16 protein-coding genes and 4 tRNA genes are annotated in these 16,911 nt (G+C 46.2%); 14 read left to right on the top strand and 6 right to left on the bottom strand.

What is annotated here, in order from left to right:
* The first annotated feature begins 48 nt into the window (after positions 1-48).
* The 8 genes from hutX to DN062_RS12520 all read left to right on the top strand — a co-directional run bounded on the left by hutX (position 49) and on the right by DN062_RS12520 (position 9,741).
* Positions 49-564, top strand: a complete 516-nt coding sequence (gene hutX / locus DN062_RS12555) for a heme utilization cystosolic carrier protein HutX (protein WP_112159671.1) — start codon at positions 49-51, stop codon at positions 562-564.
* Complete coding sequence (locus DN062_RS12550; RefSeq protein WP_112159670.1) at positions 554-1,462, top strand: heme/hemin ABC transporter substrate-binding protein; 909 nt, start codon at positions 554-556, stop codon at positions 1,460-1,462. Before hutX ends, DN062_RS12550 begins: the two co-directional genes overlap by 11 nt.
* Positions 1,450-2,484: a FecCD family ABC transporter permease gene (locus DN062_RS12545; RefSeq protein WP_205126727.1), complete on the top strand. Its 1,035-nt coding sequence runs from the start codon at positions 1,450-1,452 to the stop codon at positions 2,482-2,484. Before DN062_RS12550 ends, DN062_RS12545 begins: the two co-directional genes overlap by 13 nt.
* 1 nt (position 2,485) lies before the next feature.
* A complete protein-coding gene (locus tag DN062_RS12540; protein ID WP_112159669.1) occupies positions 2,486-3,274 on the top strand; it encodes a heme ABC transporter ATP-binding protein in 789 nt (262 codons plus the stop codon).
* Between the two features lie 22 nt (positions 3,275-3,296).
* Positions 3,297-3,818 (top strand): heme utilization protein HutZ, encoded by a 522-nt coding sequence (hutZ, locus tag DN062_RS12535; RefSeq protein ID WP_112159668.1) that lies wholly within the window; start codon positions 3,297-3,299, stop codon positions 3,816-3,818.
* A gap of 231 nt (positions 3,819-4,049) precedes the next feature.
* Positions 4,050-6,263: a TonB-dependent receptor domain-containing protein gene (locus DN062_RS12530; RefSeq protein WP_205126726.1), complete on the top strand. Its 2,214-nt coding sequence runs from the start codon at positions 4,050-4,052 to the stop codon at positions 6,261-6,263.
* A 288-nt stretch (positions 6,264-6,551) separates the two neighbouring features.
* Positions 6,552-7,799 carry an efflux RND transporter periplasmic adaptor subunit gene (locus DN062_RS12525; RefSeq protein WP_112159667.1) on the top strand — a complete coding sequence of 416 codons (1,248 nt, stop codon included), beginning with the start codon at positions 6,552-6,554 and terminating at the stop codon, positions 7,797-7,799.
* A gap of 4 nt (positions 7,800-7,803) precedes the next feature.
* The gene (locus DN062_RS12520; protein WP_112159666.1) at positions 7,804-9,741 is read left to right on the top strand and encodes a MacB family efflux pump subunit; all 1,938 of its coding nucleotides are present in this window, start codon (positions 7,804-7,806) and stop codon (positions 9,739-9,741) included.
* Between the two features lie 27 nt (positions 9,742-9,768).
* On the opposite strand, the gene DN062_RS12515 is transcribed toward DN062_RS12520, so the two are convergent.
* The 5 genes from DN062_RS12515 to folD form a co-directional block, all read right to left on the bottom strand.
* Positions 9,769-10,650, bottom strand: coding sequence for an energy transducer TonB (locus tag DN062_RS12515; protein ID WP_112159665.1), 882 nt, complete (start codon positions 10,648-10,650; stop codon positions 9,769-9,771).
* The gene (locus DN062_RS12510) at positions 10,647-11,072 is read right to left on the bottom strand and encodes an ExbD/TolR family protein (protein ID WP_112159664.1); all 426 of its coding nucleotides are present in this window, start codon (positions 11,070-11,072) and stop codon (positions 10,647-10,649) included. The genes DN062_RS12515 and DN062_RS12510 overlap by 4 nt, the downstream gene beginning before the upstream one ends.
* A gap of 3 nt (positions 11,073-11,075) precedes the next feature.
* Positions 11,076-11,474: an ExbD/TolR family protein gene (locus tag DN062_RS12505; protein WP_112159663.1), complete on the bottom strand. Its 399-nt coding sequence runs from the start codon at positions 11,472-11,474 to the stop codon at positions 11,076-11,078.
* On the bottom strand, positions 11,464-12,384 hold the full coding sequence (locus DN062_RS12500; protein WP_112159662.1) for a MotA/TolQ/ExbB proton channel family protein: 921 nt from the start codon (positions 12,382-12,384) through the stop codon (positions 11,464-11,466). The genes DN062_RS12505 and DN062_RS12500 overlap by 11 nt, the downstream gene beginning before the upstream one ends.
* Before the next feature lie 191 nt (positions 12,385-12,575).
* Positions 12,576-13,430 (bottom strand): bifunctional methylenetetrahydrofolate dehydrogenase/methenyltetrahydrofolate cyclohydrolase FolD, encoded by an 855-nt coding sequence (gene folD / locus DN062_RS12495; RefSeq protein WP_112159736.1) that lies wholly within the window; start codon positions 13,428-13,430, stop codon positions 12,576-12,578.
* A 239-nt stretch (positions 13,431-13,669) separates the two neighbouring features.
* Here folD and DN062_RS12490 point away from each other — a divergent pair.
* From DN062_RS12490 to DN062_RS12465, 6 genes are all read left to right on the top strand, one after another.
* Positions 13,670-13,746 (top strand) — tRNA-Arg (locus DN062_RS12490).
* A 30-nt stretch (positions 13,747-13,776) separates the two neighbouring features.
* Positions 13,777-13,852, top strand: a tRNA-His gene (locus tag DN062_RS12485).
* Positions 13,853-13,871: 19 nt separating this feature from the next.
* Positions 13,872-13,956 (top strand) — tRNA-Leu (locus DN062_RS12480).
* A 24-nt stretch (positions 13,957-13,980) separates the two neighbouring features.
* A tRNA-His gene (locus DN062_RS12475) sits at positions 13,981-14,056 on the top strand.
* A gap of 221 nt (positions 14,057-14,277) precedes the next feature.
* Positions 14,278-15,558, top strand: coding sequence for a sensor histidine kinase (locus tag DN062_RS12470; protein ID WP_112159661.1), 1,281 nt, complete (start codon positions 14,278-14,280; stop codon positions 15,556-15,558).
* Positions 15,558-16,217, top strand: coding sequence for a response regulator transcription factor (locus tag DN062_RS12465; RefSeq protein ID WP_112159660.1), 660 nt, complete (start codon positions 15,558-15,560; stop codon positions 16,215-16,217). The genes DN062_RS12470 and DN062_RS12465 overlap by 1 nt, the downstream gene beginning before the upstream one ends.
* Before the next feature lie 32 nt (positions 16,218-16,249).
* Here DN062_RS12465 and DN062_RS12460 read toward each other — a convergent pair whose 3' ends face one another.
* Complete coding sequence (locus tag DN062_RS12460) at positions 16,250-16,897, bottom strand: pentapeptide repeat-containing protein (protein ID WP_112159659.1); 648 nt, start codon at positions 16,895-16,897, stop codon at positions 16,250-16,252.
* Positions 16,898-16,911: the final 14 nt, after the last annotated feature.

The following is a 16,911-nucleotide window of genomic DNA, read 5'->3' as shown; positions in this document are numbered from 1 at the left end:
ACGAGGGTGAGAGAAACCTCGCCCTCAATCAACTAACAAAGGTGATGTATGAATTCTGAATTAACGCTATCCGATCGTATAGGCGAACTTTTAGCATCGCAGCCGATGATCCGACCTGTGGAAATCGCAAAGCAGCTTGGTGTTTCGGAGTGGGTGGTTGTTAGCCAGTTTAGTGCCGATGAATTTACGGCTTTGCCCGGTCGAATGGCGCAGTCCATTCTGGAGAGTATTTCAGATTGGGGTAAGGTGACCACAATAATTGAGGTAAAGGGCTTTGTCTTCGAATTCAAAGACGCCTTTCCTAAAGGCAAGCTTGGCTTTGGCTACTACAACCTACAAGGGAGTGGCGGTGGTTTGGAGGGGCATTTAAAACTGGATGCCGTTACGGATATCGCCTTGCTGAGTCGACCTTTAAGGGGAAAAGAGACACATGCCATTATATTTTACGCAGAAGATGGCACGTGTATTTTCAAAATATATCTTGGTAGAGATGAGGAAGGGCGCATCTTACCTCATCAAATCGCCGCTTTTCATGCGTTGAAGGAGGGTAAGAATGTTGTTTAATCATCTGTTTAAAAAACAGCTTCCGTTGATGGTTTTTGCTCTATTGGCAAGTTTAAATGCGCATTCGGATTCTTATCAAAAAATCGTCTCAGTCGATGGATCAATCACTGAAATTCTCTACGCATTAGAACAGCAGCATCGCTTGGTTGGGCGTGACACGACCAGTATTTGGCCAGAAGAGGCCAAAGATTTGCCCGATGTTGGCTATATGAGACAGCTGTCTTCAGAAGGTTTGTTGTCTTTGCAGCCGGATTTGATCTTAGTTACGGATGATGCTCAGCCTCAATCGGTACTCGATCAACTACAAGCAGCAGGCGTTAATGTTCATATAATTGAGAATGATTACTCTTTGCAAGGTGTTCAAAAAAAGATTCTATCGATTGCAAGGATCGTCGAACAATATGAAAAGGGTGTTGAGCTGGTTGCATCTGTTGAAGCCGAGATGATGACGATACAAGATTCAATCAAAGCTCAGCACCAAGAACCCGTTAGCGCTATTTTTGTGTTGGGTATTCGAAATGGCAGCATGATGGTTGCGGGCAGTGGTAGCCGAGCGGATGCGCTGTTGCGAATGGCGGGCTTGCATAATCCTTTTTCGGATCAAGTTCAAAATTACCAATCTGTATCCGCAGAAGCGCTCATACAGGCTAATCCTGACATCATCATTACTATGTCTCAAGGTGCCGAAATGGGAGGTGGGATTGAGCAAGTTCTGCAAGATCCAGCCATACGTCTGACGCGTGCAGGCCAGAAGAAAAATGTGTTAGTTGTAGATGCACGACTTCTGAGTTTTGGGCCAGACTTGCCAGCTCAAATTGAAGATTTATATCAACAAGTCAATCTAAACCCTTCTAACAACAAAAAGCCACTCGACAGGTTCGCTGCATGGAACGAATAATCACGTCACAGAAATATGCGGCGTATATTTTATTTATCGCCTTGATGGTGACATTAAGCCTGTCTTTAACTCAAGGAGCGATATCACTCAATTTGTGGCAAGTATTGGGTGTTTTAACAGGATCGATTGATGATGCCTTTGCACGCTTAGTCGTTCTGGATATTAGACTTCCGCGGGTTTTGTTAGGCGCTATTGTTGGAGCAGGGTTAGCGATTGCCGGGGCTGCGATGCAAGGTTTGTTTAGAAATCCTTTAGCCGATCCTGGCTTGGTCGGTGTTTCCAGCGGGGCCGCGTTGGCAGCCATTTTAGTGATCGTGCTCGGTGGAACGTACCTAAAACAGTGGATGAGCTTTTGGGGGTATTTTGCATTGCCGCTGGCGGCGTTTATGGGTGGAGTGCTTGTCACTTGGGTTATCTATAAAGTGGCGACATACCAAGGGAGAACCGATGTCGCGACTATGTTGCTTGCTGGTGTTGCAATTAATGCCATTACGGGGGCCATTTCTGGCGTTTTGACCTATTACGCTTCCGATGAGGCACTGCGCAGCTTAACCTTTTGGTCCATGGGGTCTTTGGCCAGTGCATCTTGGGTAGATGTTGCTATGGCTGGGACCCCCATTGTAGTTGCCTGTTGTTGTTTGCCTTTTTTCTCTCGTGCGTTGAATGCATTTCTCATGGGAGAAACCGTGAGTCATCACATGGGGTTTAATGTGAAACGCATGAAGCAGATTGTGATCGCGTTGACCGCATTGGCTGTTGGCTCGGCAGTGGCAGTTAGTGGCGTAATAGGCTTTGTTGGATTGGTAGCACCGCATTTAGTCCGCTTGCTTACCGGGCCTGATCATCGTTGGGTTCTGCCTTTGAGTGCAATGATGGGCGCATTATTAGTGGTGCTATCCGATATTGTTGCACGTCTTTTGATAGCGCCAGCTGAGTTGCCTATCGGTTTGGTGATGGCATCCGTTGGCGGGCCTTTTTTCTTAGGTCTTCTGTTAAAGCAAAGAACAAAATCGGGGTTCTAATATGTTGTGTGCAAATCAACTGCATTTATCGATCGGGCAAAAGATCATATTGGATGATGTCAGTCTGACGTTGAAGCCTGGAGAAATGTTAGCTGTACTCGGCCCAAATGGGGCTGGTAAGTCAACCTTGTTAAAAGCTCTAAGTGGTGATATTGCTGAACTCGCCCATTCCATTTCACTTAATGGCAAACGCTTGAAGCATTGGGCGCCGGCATCTTTAGCTCAGTATCGAGCGGTTATGCCGCAATTTGTGCAACTCACCTTTGCTTTTTCAGTAGAGGAGGTGATTGAAACCAGTTTGCGCCACCCCATGTCAAATGCATTAAGAAATACACATATCCAGCAGATGTTGTCACTTTTTGATGCTGAGCACTTGCGCCATCGGAATTACTTGTCTTTATCGGGTGGTGAGCAGCAGCGTGTGCAATTGGCTAGAGTGATATCACAATTAGAAACGCTTCCTGTTCAAGAGCCTCAATATCTGTTGCTTGATGAATGTACGTCGAGTCTTGATTTAACCCATCAGCATCAAGTGTTTCAAGTGCTCAAAAAAATGGCTAAGCAGAAAAATCGTTCTGTGTTGGTCATTCTTCATGATTTGAACCTCGCAGCTCAATACGCAGATCGGATCCTGCTGATGAAGGCGGGTCGGGCCGTTGCTTTAGGAGGGGTTAAAGAGGTGCTAGATGCGAATCAATTAAGCGAGGTATATGAGTATCCAATAGACGTTATTGAACACCCCGGTGGATGGCCTTTGGTTATCCCTGCTCACTATCCGTTGGTAGCATAAATTTTAATATAGGTAAGTGTACATGAATGATACAACAGCAAAACTACAAGAGCGTCTAGAACCGGAAATTAGAGACTTTCGAGACAGCTGTAAAACCCTCTTGATGGCGACTCTTAATGACGATCATCAGCCTAATGTGAGTTATGCTCCCTTCGTACTTTTGGAGAATGGCTATTATATATTGGTGAGTGACATCGCGCGTCATGGGCAGAATTTACAAGTGTGCCCAAGTGTATCGATCATGTTGATTGCCGATGAAAACGAGACCCGCCAAATCTACGCACGCAAGCGCTTAACATTTGACGCCCTTGCAGAAGAGATAAAACGTGATAACCCACAATGGTCGGAAGCCATTGAAGCACTTTCGCAGCGCCAAGGAGAGATCGTTGTTAACTTGTCGCAATTGGGTGATTTCCGCTTATATCGACTCGTGCCAAAACAAGGTTTGTATGTCAAAGGGTTTGGTCAAGCCTATCAAGTGTCCGGTGATGATCTTGTGAGCTTTGTTCACCTAAAAGAAGGGCATCAGCGCAAAGTATCCTGATCGATAAGGTACGTTGTCGGTCAGCTGGTAGCGTACCTTAAATCCCCTGTTCTTCTTTTCCAATTAAGTTCCATGCCGTTACAAAAATATTTGTAAAGTTATGTTAAGTAATGGCTATTATCAGTAAACATGTTTAGAATCTAGAGATGAACGATAAGCATTATCAATACGTATAAATTTATTGTTAGTCTCGAAATTTTAGAATACCTGCTGGTATAATGGAGTTCTTACGTGAGTCAATTCAAGCTAAAAGCCCTGGTTGTAGCCCTCACATCTACAGCAAACCTCGTTTCAGCCAACCCAGATGTACGTTTAGATAGCATGGTGATAACGGCGTCCGGTTTTGAACAAAAAATTACCGATGCCCCAGCCAGTATCTCTGTTGTATCTCGTGAGGATTTGGAACAAAAGAACTTTTCAAACGTCGCTGAGGCCTTGAAAGATGTTGAAGGCATTGATGTGTTGGGTAATACCGGTAAAACGGGTGGACTCAACATCAGCATCCGAGGAATGCCATCTGAATACACCCTAATCCTGATTGATGGTCGCAGACAAGGCGCAGCAGGGAATATCACGCCGAATGGGTTTGGTGAAATGTCGACCAGTTTCATACCTCCCGTTAATGCCATTGAGCGGATAGAAGTGATTCGTGGCCCGATGTCAACGCTCTACGGTTCTGATGCGATTGGTGGGGTTGTGAACATTATTACCCGAAAAGTTGGGGATGAATGGACAGGATCCTTAACCCAAGAGTTTACTCTTCAAGAAGAGTCCGAGTTTGGTGATAGTCGGAAGACCAGTTTTTATACCAGTGGTCCTTTAATTGAAGGGCGACTTGGTTTGACCCTCAGAGGCAGTTACTTCGAGCGTGATGATTACAATTTGACCGCACAGGGTGTTGCTGGGCAGACCATACAGCTTAATTCTCGTGGCCAGAGTAAGGTAGAAGGCAATATCTCCAGTCTCGGCGGTCGCTTAGATCTGTTGGCACACGAGAATCATGACGTTTGGTTTGATTTTGACCTTTCACGACAAAAGTATGACAACGGTGATCCTAGTAATCGTAAACTGAGCGCGAATGATACGCCAACCAACTGGAGAGGTTATGCTGATGATCTTCGTCATGAGCGTGATCAATTTACCATAGGTCATACCAGTCGTATTGGGCAAGGCACCTTAGAGTCCAGCTTGATGCACAATAAAACAGAAACCATCGGTCGAACGATACCGGGTAACCCTAACAATCCAACCAATACAGGCATCCCTGGAAAGAGTGTTAAAGACGCACGTGAGCTTGAGTCCACGAATATTGTCTTTGATACCAAATACATGCAGGCCATTGGCGACAGCCACTTTTTAACGGTGGGTGGTCAGTATTGGGATGCCGAAATGATAGACGGTGTGGCCCCCAATAGGTTTACTCAGAAAGATTGGTCTTTGTTTGCTGAGAACGAATGGGCGGTGATGGATCAGCTATTGTTAACGCTGGGTGCTCGCTACAACCACAACGAGTTCTTTGGCGGACATATTACTCCACGTGCTTACGCCGTTTACAATCTTGATGACAACTGGACCGTAAAAGGAGGAATTAGCGCTGGGTATAAAACACCTAATGTTGATGCATTGTACGCGGGCGTGAATGGAATTACAGCTCAGGGTACTACTGCAACGGTCGGTAACCCGAGTTTAAATCCTGAAAAAAGTACCAATGGGGAGCTGGGTATCTATTATCAACAAGACAATGGTTTTAGTGCTAATGCCACTGTTTTCCAGAGCCGTTTAAAAGACCGTTTCAGCAGCACAACGCGTTATAACTGTAACTATACTGGCAGCACAAACCCCGTTAACCCGCCTCCTGCTGACTGTTATGATCTGGTGGGCTTTGATAATCAACGCACGGTCGGTTGGACAGAAAATTTAAATAGAGCGCAATCTGAGGGGATAGAGCTAGCGGCACGATTGCCGATTGCGGATAATTGGAATCTGTCCATGAACTATACGTATACTGAAACTGAAATTGAAGATGCAACGGGTCAAGTCGTCGGGAAGCTTAGTGATACGCCTCGCCATATGGCCAATGCGCGTCTCAACTGGCAAGCAACCCCTAAAGCCAACCTTTGGTTGAATGCGAGTTATCGTGGAGAAAGTCGTCGCTTTAATACAATGCCTGCTGCAGGTACGGATGATCTAGCGCTTTATGAAGCCGTTGGTGACATCAAAGCCTATAGTCTATTTGATTTAGGGGGTAGCTATCAACTCACTAAAAATCTTCGTTTTAGCGGAACCGTCGAAAATCTGTTAAACAAAGACTTTAGATCCTACAAGCCATTCGCTTGCTCAACAGGAACCTGCTATGCAAGTGAATACAGCCATCAGTCGGCATCAACTAAGGGCGCTGTTTTAGATGGCCGTCGTTTATGGTTGTCCGCTAATTTGACCTTTTAATGTCAAGAAACTTCAACGTGTAGACTTTTCATACCCGCCCGAACAGGGCGGTTTTTTTGAGAGCTCTCAAAAAAATATAAACTTCTGGTTAAGTATGAATTATCGTTTCTGATTTTATCCCTCCTTCTTCTTAAAGCCGCTATGCTCTTTATTCTGAGCATGGCGGCTTTTCTAGTTTTAACCTGTATCAATCAATGTAAAGACATGTAAAGTCAGGGAATTTACATTGTGAAGGTGATGTCACTACTTGATAATAGGTGTCTTCAATTGACTTGGAAAGATAAGGTTATGGTGAGAAAAAAGCGTAAATCTAAGGCTTGGTTATTTATATGGGTTGCTTTAGTGCTGGGTGGGTCGTTAATTGGAGGATATTATTGGAAGAAAAACCAGAATACCCAAACCCAGCAGGTCACCGTATCTGTGACGCGTGGAAATATTGAAAATGTCGTGACAGCGACTGGGCGTTTGCAACCCAGTAATTATGTTGATGTTGGTGCTCAGGTTTCCGGGCAACTGACGCATATTCATGTTGAAGTGGGTGATTTCGTTGAAGAAGGGCAATTGTTAGCAGAAATCGACCCGACGGTTTTGAGCGCCGGCGTCGATGCGATCCGAGCTCAGCTTCGTAATCAGCGAGCCCAGCTCGAAGATCGTGAAGCGTCACTAACCTTGGCTGACCTTCAGTATAAACGTCAGCAAAACCTGATGACGACAAGAGCAACTTCGCAAGAATCACTGCAAATAGCCGAAGCGACACTGCGTTCGGCTCGAGCCCAAGTCAACGCGATTAAAGCGCAAATTGAACAGACGGAATCCACACTGAGAGCGGAAGAAGCAAACTTAAACTATGCCAAGATTTATGCACCCATGGGCGGCACAGTTGTATCCATTTCGGCTCGACAGGGGCAAACCTTAAATGCGAATCAGCAAGCACCTGTTATTTTACAGATTGCTGATTTATCCGTTATGACAGTTCAGGCTCAAGTGTCTGAGGCTGATATTAGCCGCTTGCGCGATGACATGCCTGCGTATTTCACGACCTTAGGCAACCCTCTGCAGCGGTGGTATGGAAACTTACGTCGTATTGAGCCAACGCCAGTTGTCGAAAGCAATGTGGTGCTATACAACGCTTTATTTGATGTTGAAAATGTTCAAGGCCGTTTAATGCCACAAATGACCGCTCAAGTATTTTTTGTGATTGCGTCGGCTGAAAATGTATTGCAGCTACCTGTGTCCTCGCTTCAATACAGAAATGATGGCGCTAGACCCGAGTTGGCAAGACAGTCCTCTAACTCCGAAGGTCTCCCGTCTCAAACGAGAGAGAGGCGGGCAACTGTGTTGCGGGTTAACGAACAGGGTGGTGTGGATGAGCTAGAGGTGAAGGTCGGTGTCACGAATCGTGTGAATGCACAAATTTTGGATGGGGTTATTGCTGAAGGTGATCAAGTGCTTTTGCAGATAAACCGATCTGCTACGCGTTCTAATGTGAATGCATCCATGGGTTCCATGAATGCCGCGCAGCCACGTATGAGGTAGTTCTATGGATGCACAAAACGTCAAACCTATCATTGAACTAAAGAGTATAAAGCGTTCCTTTCCCAGTGGAGAGGGCACTGTTGATGTCTTGAAAGGACTTGATCTTAAGATTATGCCTGGTGAGTTTGTGGCAATCATTGGTTCGTCTGGGTCAGGTAAATCGACACTGATGAATATTCTTGGATGTTTGGATCGTCCGACATCTGGGCAGTATTTATTTAACGGTGTCGATGTGTCGGACTTATCAAAGGATGAGTTGGCTGGGTTGCGACGCGAAGCGTTTGGCTTTGTTTTTCAGAGTTACAATCTATTGTCAGGTTCAACTGCGCTTGAAAATGTAGAGGTGCCTGCCGTTTATGCGGGTATGCCCGTTGAAGAGCGCGAGGAGCGTGCGTTTGCTTTATTGGAATCTCTTGGGTTGGGTGATCGAGCAGATCATCGCCCGAGTCAGTTATCCGGTGGCCAGCAGCAGCGGGTTTCTATTGCGCGCGCTCTGATGAATGGTGGGCAAATCATCTTGGCGGATGAGCCAACAGGTGCTCTGGACAGTCAAACGGGTAAAGAGGTTATGGCACTGTTTGCAACCTTAGCACAGCAAGGGCACACCCTTATTTTGATTACACATGATCAGAAGGTGGCTTCTCATGCGGATCGAATAATTGAAATCAGTGACGGTGTTATTGTTTCCGATCCAGGCACAAGTCAGGCATTGAATCCTGCGCCGAAAGAGAAGGTTGAGTCTGATTACTCCGGGGATGCAGGGCACTTGGTAGAAGCATTTCGCATGTCACTGCGAGCCTTGCGTGCCAATTTGTTTAGAACGGCTCTCACGTTGCTAGGGATTGTTATAGGCGTTGCCTCGGTGATTACCATGCTAGGGATTGGTGATGGTGCAAAGCAAGCCGTTGTCGATCGCATTAGTTCGATGGGTTCAAATCTCTTGCTAATTAGACCCGGTGCGCCTAATCAAAGAGGATGGGGTGCAACCTCCTTAACGCCAGAAGATGTAGATGCCATTAATGAATTGCCAGGTATCTTGGCGGCCATTCCGGAATTGAGTGGTTCGGTTACATTACGCGCCGGTGGGCGTGATCACCAAACCGAGGTGATGGCGACCTCATCTGCTTTTCCCGTCGTTCGAGCTTGGAACGTAGAGAGAGGGACTTTTTTCACGCCGGATGATGACGTGAATTATTCATCAGTTGCCTTGATGGGGCAAACAGCAGCCAATGCGCTATTTCCTGGCCAGGATCCAGTAGGTCAGTATGTGATGATTAACAATATTATGTTTCAAATCATAGGGACTATGAGTACAAGAGGCGCTTCACCTTTTGGTCGAGATGAAGATGATGTCGTGATAGTTCCCTACCAAACGGGCAGTTTGCGTTTATTTGGACAAAGGTACTTAAGAAGTATTACGGTATCGGTTGAAGAACTCAATGAAATCGATGAGATGCAAGATCAAGTGCATAATCTATTATTGTCTCGCCATGGAACGGAAGATTTTCAAATTCGGAATATGGCATCAATCATTGAATCTGTTTCAGAAACTCAGAATACAATGACATTATTGTTGGGGTCAATTGCTGCCATCTCGTTATTAGTTGGTGGTATAGGAGTGATGAATATAATGCTGGTGTCTGTGACAGAACGCACTCGTGAAATTGGTGTGCGAATGGCTACTGGTGCCAGAACAATGAATATTATGCAGCAGTTTTTAGTTGAGGCGGTATTGGTGTCGGCGCTGGGTGGTTTGATTGGCGTTGCGCTCGGCTTGGGTGTAACCTGGCTTATCGGTTATCTAGGAACACCCGTTATGTTTAGTTTATTGCCAGTTACGATGGCATTTGGATGCGCTTTCTTAACCGGTTTGTTGTTTGGATTCTTGCCTGCCAGAAAAGCGGCTTACTTGGATCCTGTCGTCGCGCTGGCATCTGAATAAATTAAGTGAGTTAACCCCAGCGACGGATTAACGTTCGCTGAGGTTAAATGTAACGGGGAGGGTAATAACAAGCGTCGACTCCGAAACGCTGCTTGGAAAAGCAGGTAAGGGAGCTGCTCTAACCAGCATATCGAGTACTTCTTTGTCCAAAAGGTTGTGGCCGCTGCTGCGTACAACGCGACTGGAAATAACTCTACCGGTTCGGTCAAGTGTAAACTCAAGCTCAGCAGTCCCTTGACGTTGCTGGCGTCTTGCTGCCATTGGGTAGCGTTTATGACGAGCGAGATGTTGCGCTAAGTTTGAAAAATAGGTGGCTTGTGCAGCAGGATCCCCACCCGTATCTGTCGTTTTTTGTTGACCTGGTGCATTGGCTCCAGCTGTTATTGGAGTGGATGTTTGCTCCGCAGAAACATCATTGGTTGTATTCTGAGTGCTTTCGGCTGCAGCCGTTGCTTGAGGTGATGGTCTAGCTTCGGGTCTGGCCTCAGGTCTGGGTTCGGGCCTTGGCTCTGGTCTAGGAGCAGGTTTGGGCTTTGGTTCAGGTTTAGGCTCTGGCTTAGGTTCAGGTTTTGGCTCCGGTATCGGTTCAGGTGTTGGCTCCGGAGTGGGCTCCGGAGTGGGCTCCGGTGTTGGTTCTGGAGTCTGTTCAATCACTGGCTCAGGTATTGGCTCAGGTTCTGAGGAGGGCTCCGGAGTTGCTTCCGCTGCTTCAGAGGCTGCGCTTTGTTCTAAAGCGGCCAAAAGATCACCAGCTGAAGCCAGGCTAACAGTAACACCTGCATACCCGGGAAGCTCAGCGCTTTCTTCCGCGACAGTCGTTGATCGATAGGTAATCAGTATCACCAGACCAGCATGAAAAAAAATCGCAAACACAAAGGCGATAAGTCCGTGTCGTTTTTTAATAGTCATTGTTGAGTGATCACCTGGCGTGTGTAGAGCGTTACTTGATTAACCTGGATTTCAGTGAGTGCAGTGAGTAAAGGTTTGAGTTGTGCGGCGCTGACATCTGCATCGGCTTTTAAGGCAACGTTAATCTCAGCATCCTGTTGACTTTGCTTGCTTTCCGACAAAAGCGACTTAATGTCTTCTAAGGTCATCAGTGTATTGTTTAGGGCTAAGTCACCATCGGCATTGAATAGAACTTCAAATTCGATTGCCTCTAAAACGGGTGCCTCAATTAAGGAGGAAGGGGGTGTGACTTTAAAGGCATCGCTGGCGGTGATTTGCCCCGCCAGCATGAAAAAAATCAACATAAGAAAGACGACATTGATCAAAGGGATCAGATTGTCGTCTTTATCTTTACGGTTTTGGGCGGAAGTAAAGAGTTTCATGGTTTAATCTACGTTAAATGAGACGTTTGTGGCCCCTAAGCGTTGGAAACGATCAATTAGACTGACGATTTGTTGAATAGAAGTTTCTTCATCTGTTGTCAGAAGTATGCGTGATGGCTCATGTCGATCAATAAAGGCTTTGAGTGCTTCGTCTTCATTGCTTAAAAAGTTCTCTCCGCCAAGTGACACTTGTCCATCAGATGATAAGCGCGCAATTAGCGGTGGGTTGTCTGATGTTGCGACAGACGTAGCGGAGGGGCCTGAAACGGCGAGTTGCATTTGTTGCCATTTGATAAAGCTTGACGTCAGCATAAAAAATAACAGCAAGATGAACACGACGTCGATCAGCGGGGTCATGCTGATCGTTTTGCGTCGTATGCCTTTGTTGAGATTAAGCTGCATGAATGGCAGCCCCACTCTTATCCCAGCTTTCCTCAGTTTCTTTTACCGTCTCGGTTATGTTGCAAGCACAGCTTTCATCTAGGCAGTTGCGTGTGAAAACACAGGTCATTAGGTTTTCCATATCGTGTCCAATTCGCTCTGTCTTACGTTCAAGAATGCTATGTGCCATAAACACCGGGATAGCAACCGTGAGGCCAGCTGCAGTAGTTAGGAGTGCTTGCCAGATTCCTCCAGAGAGAACACTTGGATCGACTTGATTTCCTGCCATTTCCATTTGTTGGAAGGCGACGATCATACCCAGTACCGTGCCTAGCAAACCGAGTAACGGGCTGAGATTGGCAATAACCTCAAGCGGACGCAAATAGGAGCGTAAGCTTTCCATTTCCATGCTGGCGAGTCGGCCGAGTTCTTCGCGAAGCTTAGGTGTATCTCCCTGAGATTTCATGCCGCGCATGGCGACTCCAATCATTTTTGGCAGTGATTGGCTGCTATAGTTAAGCGCATTGATGGCCTCGGAGGTCTTGCCGCGGTTCCATGCGTCAATCGCTTTAAGTGTTTTGCGCTTGGCGCCCAGATTGGAAATAGACAGTTGCCAGAATTTCAAAAAGATTAGGGATAAGGCAAAAATGGAAAATACCGTTAATACCCATACGACTGGGCCACCTATTTCCAGTAAGTTGACAATCTGGTCTGCTGTTGAGTCAGGCACAATGGCTGTGACAGCATCAAGTGTCGATTCAGATGCTTCGGTGTCGGTGAGTTCGACGGCTGCATTTGCAAGCGGCGTATCAGTTGTGGATTCAATTTGAGCATCAGTGTTGAAAGGCGTTTCAATTTCTGACGTTATCGCTTCACTAACGCTTGTGTCGAGATGAGTTTCTTCACTGTTTAAGGGGGAGGAAGTATTCATAATCGTCTCAGAGTGATCCTTACTAATAAAGAGCTAATGATAAACATTATCGTTTATGTTATCAACAGTGCGATCTTCTAATAAGTGTGTCTGGCTGGATGATGGTTGAGTTGATAAAAAAAGGTTGTGTGAAAAGTGTAAACGGATGAAGCATGCCCAGAGGATAGGGCATGCTAAAAGAAGTGTGGCTATTAAGGGTTAGAGTTAATCGCTGCTTCTAAGGTGTTTTCCATAAGACTGGCAACTGTCATAGGACCGACCCCTCCTGGGACGGGGGTGATCCAGCCTGCGCGCTCGGCAGCAATTGCATACTCAACGTCACCAACGACAGAGCCATCATCGAGTCTATTAATGCCAACATCAATGACGATGGCGCCGGGTTTGATCCATTCACCTTTAACAATTCCGGGCTTACCCACGCCGACAACGACAATATCTGCGCGCTCAACATGGCTTTGCAAATCACGAGTAAAGCGATGAGTTGTCGTGGTGGTACAGCCTGCTAATAGCAATTCTAGCGTCATAGGGCGGCCGACAATATTGGATGCACCAACAATAACAGCTTCTTGTCCGTAAAGGTCGACACCAGTCGATCTTAGAAGGGTCATAATGCCTTTAGGCGTACAGGGTCTGAGTGCCGGGATGCGTTGTGCAAGTCGGCCAATATTGAAGGCATGAAATCCATCAACATCTTTTTCAGGTTTGATTGCTTCTAGAATTTCGGTGCAGTCTAAGTGGGCGGGTAAGGGCAGTTGTACTAGTATACCGTCAACTTGCTCATCATTATTAAGAGTCTGAACAAGTGTTAAGAGTTCGGACTGAGTAATACTTGCGTCTGGCTCATAGCTAACGGAGGTGATGCCCACCTCTTCGCAGGCCATTTTTTTATTTTTAACATAAATCTGAGAAGCGGGATCTTGGCCAACGAGAACCACCGCCAATAGGGGGGAGCGTTTGCCTTCTTTTATTCGTTGTTGAATAGCCTCTTTGACGTTTGCGCGGACAGATTTAGCAATTTCTTTACCATCGATGATTGAAGCGCTCATTGTTAGAAGGGTTTCCCGAAACATAGTTTGTCTTAATACGACAATTTTCGCACAAACTGCGCCATGCATAAACCACAGCGAGGCCTTAGGCTGATTAAAAAGCAGGATAGGAATCGACATTTTCTTGTTTTTGTTAAAAAATTAAAAATAAGTGTTGACGAGGCGGGAAGTCTTCCTTAAGATACGCACCACTTCTGAGGCGCAACACTACTGCAACTTAGTGAGTGTTCAGGCTAAAAGCGCTCGTAGCTCAATCGGATAGAGCAACGGCCTTCTAAGCCGTAGGTTGCAGGTTCGATTCCTGCCGGGCGCACCAGTAACCTGAACAAATTGTATAGATGTTATGGTGGGCGTAGCTCAGTTGGCAGAGCTCCGGATTGTGATTCCGGCGGTCGTGGGTTCAAGCCCCATCGTCCACCCCATTTATACAAAGATCGATATGCGGATGTGGTGAAATTGGTATACACGCTGGATTTAGGTTCCAGTGCCGCAAGGCGTGAGAGTTCGAGTCTCTCCATCCGCACCAATTCAAATGTAAAAAATCGCTATGGTGGGCGTAGCTCAGTTGGCAGAGCTCCGGATTGTGATTCCGGCGGTCGTGGGTTCAAGCCCCATCGTCCACCCCATTCTAATATGATAAATCCTCAATTAAATCCAATCACTATTCATATACCTATACTAAAAATTTAATTTATTATCTATGTAAATTGCTTTCGCCTTTCCTTGCAGTTTCTCGTATTTTCCGACTAAAGTACTAACAATCTTCTCCTTAAGTCTTCTCCTCTTGATACCTAGTTCACTTGCTATACTCATCGATTGGTATTTGATCCAGGATGAGTAAGTAGTTATGCCTAGATTTATAACAATGTCGGTTATTTTTCTTCTGGTATTTTGTCTTTTGTTTTTGTTGACCTTTTTTGGATTGGTGCAGCAAGGCAGGTCAGATATTCAGCGAGAGCTCTCATCAGGTCAAGAGTTGGCGGAGTTGCTGTCTCAGTTAGCAGATGATAACCCCCAGCGTTTAGCACTATTGGAAGATGCGCAGATGCGTCATCTGGTGATTAAAATTCAGCATTCTGTAACTTTTCAAGATTTCGATGGGCACGACGAAGTGCCCGTTTGGTTTTACCAGTTAATTTGGAGAGAAAGTCTATTTGATGATGCAGTTGCCTTATCGCTTTCTGATGGGCGGCGTATGTGGCTGATGGTGAATCCCTTTGACGAAATTGAAGAGGTATGGGAATCGGTTGTCTTGGTGTTTTTACTATTTATTGCAGCCTACGCTATTGCAATTTTAGCCGCATACTATGGCAGGCGCATAGGAATTAAACCATTTCAGCTCCTACTCTCATCCCTTGACCCTCAGAGAGAGAAACCCTTTCAGTTTAGTGCGTCCTTAAATGCCTATGATGTGCCGGAAGCTCGCCAATTGGCGGCCTGTTTCTCTCAAATGTCGGACGCCTTGGAGTTGGAGCAAAAAAGTAATCAGCGTTTGACTGAGGAGCTCATGGCGCTTCAGGAAAAGGAGCGATCTTACTTGGCGCGTGAGTTGCACGACGATCTTGGTCAGTACTTAACGGGGATTAGTGCACAGTCGTATCTTATTTCTCAAGCGCCTGATAACCCAGTATTAGTTAAACAGACAGCGGATCGAATTATCGAACATTGTCAGGCTATGCAGGAAGGTTTTTTGCGCCTAGTGCGCAGCCTCCATCCAGTCATGCTTGAACCTTTAGGGCTGAATGAGTCTTTACAGGGGTTGGTTGCGCAGTGGCAACAATCCAGCGGTATTGATTGCAGGGTATGTTTGCCAGAGGCTTTACCACCCCTGCAAAAAGATGCTGCCACGCACATTTACCGTCTGGTTCAAGAGGCGTTAAATAATGTGGCGCGCCATGCGCGAGCAAATCGGGTTTTGGTGACAATCGATTTAACGGATAAGGGATTGGAGGTTGTTGTAGATGATGATGGGCAAGGCTTGCAAGCCAATATGATTCAGGGTGTAGGATTGCGATCCATGTATGAGCGTGCAAGATCTATGAATGCTAATTTACAGTTTGTTTCGAATGCAGGGCAGGGTCTAAAAATTATCTTACAGGTTCCTTGTTTCAAAGATGGAGTATCTTAATGAAAATTTTATTGGTTGATGATCATGCGGTTGTTCGACAGGGATATTCAAGCCTGTTATCAGCCATGCTTGAGTCCTGTCAGATTCTAGAAGCAAGCACGGGAAGTGAGGGCTTTGCTTTGTGGCAACAGCATGCTCCCGATTTGATTATATTGGATATACATTTGCCAGATTTGACGGGGCTTGAGGTTGGGCGACGTATCATTGAGCGAAATTCAAGCGCACGTATTCTGTTTTTCAGTATGTACGATGAATTGCCCATGGTTCAGCAGGCGTTGGATGTTGGAGCATTGGGGTATATTTCAAAAAGTGGGTCACCAAAGGTCTTGTTAGAGGCGGTGACACGTGTCATGCAGGGAAGGCCTTATGTTGAGCATGAGCTGGCAATGCGTTTGGCGATGCATCGGCCAGTGCAAGAGGGCGGCCTGCCCGATGTCACCCCTAGAGAGTTCGAGATTTTCGTTCTGTTGGCTAAAGGCATGCCGCCTAGAGATATTGCCGACCATCTGTGTGTGAGCCTAAAGACAGTGTCAAATCATACGGCGCTGCTCAAAAGTAAACTGCAGGTAACATCGACTGCGCAGTTTGTTCATCTGGCTATTCAATTTGGCATCATTAAGCTTGGAGAAATACAAAGCGGAAGGGTATTGTCGAGTTGATTTGAATTCCGCTTTGTAGTGTTTGGGTTGCTTTAGTCTGTGTAGTTTTTAGGAATCATCCAGTCGTGTGGGCAGCCCTCGCACCCATCCATGTAGGTGTTTTGAAAGGTCGCGAAGCGAAAGATAGCGCCACTAAATTTGGCGTTTTCAAGGTTGGCATTGTTGAATTTAGCTTCTTGAAGATTGGCATCTTCAAAGTTAGCTCCGATGAGTTCGGCCTTGGTAAGCCATGCCATTTCTAGATTTGCAGCATAAAAGCTGGCGTTCTCGAATTTTCCCTGTGTTAAACGTGCAAATGTCAGGTCGGCACCGTCCAGTTTTGCGTGCTTAAAAGAGGCGCCTTGACCAAAGACTGCCCAAGCTGATGTCGCTTGAAGATTGGCGTGGTCAAGTTTTGCGCCACGGAGATTTGTTTTTTCTAGATTGGCGCGAGTCAGTTTTGCATGACGCAGGTCAGCGCCTTGTAAGTTTGCACCTCGTAAGTCGGTATGGCGTAAGTCAGCGTTACGAAGATCTGCACCGCTTAGGTTGATGTAACGCAAGTCGCGCCCTGCCAGCTCAATTGATTCGAATTGGCCATTTGCACAGTCGGCGTTTGGGGTAAAAGGGCAGTCTTCGGCGAGTGCGGTTACGCTTAAGCATGAGGAAAGTAGAAGAGTGTAGGCTGATAGAGGCTTCATAAGATAGCTTCCTG

The organism is Nitrincola tibetensis (assembly GCF_003284585.1).
In the GTDB taxonomy this organism is placed as follows: Bacteria; Pseudomonadota; Gammaproteobacteria; order Pseudomonadales; family Balneatricaceae; genus Nitrincola; species Nitrincola tibetensis.
Note: the sequence above shows the minus strand (reverse complement) of the source record. Positions and strands in the feature narration are given on the sequence as shown.

What these genes read in the sequence shown, in the direction of transcription:
- DN062_RS12500 (WP_112159662.1), bottom strand. Translation starts at nt 12,384, where the DNA reads ATGAATACTTCCTCCCCCTTAAACAGTGAAGAAACTCATCTCGACACA.
- hutX (WP_112159671.1), top strand. Translation starts at nt 49, where the DNA reads ATGAATTCTGAATTAACGCTATCCGATCGTATAGGCGAACTTTTAGCA.
- folD (WP_112159736.1), bottom strand. Translation starts at nt 13,430, where the DNA reads ATGAGCGCTTCAATCATCGATGGTAAAGAAATTGCTAAATCTGTCCGC.
- DN062_RS12525 (WP_112159667.1), top strand. Translation starts at nt 6,552, where the DNA reads ATGGTGAGAAAAAAGCGTAAATCTAAGGCTTGGTTATTTATATGGGTT.
- DN062_RS12505 (WP_112159663.1), bottom strand. Translation starts at nt 11,474, where the DNA reads ATGCAGCTTAATCTCAACAAAGGCATACGACGCAAAACGATCAGCATG.
- DN062_RS12510 (WP_112159664.1), bottom strand. Translation starts at nt 11,072, where the DNA reads ATGAAACTCTTTACTTCCGCCCAAAACCGTAAAGATAAAGACGACAAT.
- DN062_RS12515 (WP_112159665.1), bottom strand. Translation starts at nt 10,650, where the DNA reads ATGACTATTAAAAAACGACACGGACTTATCGCCTTTGTGTTTGCGATT.
- DN062_RS12540 (WP_112159669.1), top strand. Translation starts at nt 2,486, where the DNA reads ATGTTGTGTGCAAATCAACTGCATTTATCGATCGGGCAAAAGATCATA.
- DN062_RS12460 (WP_112159659.1), bottom strand. Translation starts at nt 16,897, where the DNA reads ATGAAGCCTCTATCAGCCTACACTCTTCTACTTTCCTCATGCTTAAGC.
- DN062_RS12465 (WP_112159660.1), top strand. Translation starts at nt 15,558, where the DNA reads ATGAAAATTTTATTGGTTGATGATCATGCGGTTGTTCGACAGGGATAT.
- DN062_RS12520 (WP_112159666.1), top strand. Translation starts at nt 7,804, where the DNA reads ATGGATGCACAAAACGTCAAACCTATCATTGAACTAAAGAGTATAAAG.
- DN062_RS12550 (WP_112159670.1), top strand. Translation starts at nt 554, where the DNA reads ATGTTGTTTAATCATCTGTTTAAAAAACAGCTTCCGTTGATGGTTTTT.
- hutZ (WP_112159668.1), top strand. Translation starts at nt 3,297, where the DNA reads ATGAATGATACAACAGCAAAACTACAAGAGCGTCTAGAACCGGAAATT.
- DN062_RS12545 (WP_205126727.1), top strand. Translation starts at nt 1,450, where the DNA reads ATGGAACGAATAATCACGTCACAGAAATATGCGGCGTATATTTTATTT.
- DN062_RS12470 (WP_112159661.1), top strand. Translation starts at nt 14,278, where the DNA reads ATGCCTAGATTTATAACAATGTCGGTTATTTTTCTTCTGGTATTTTGT.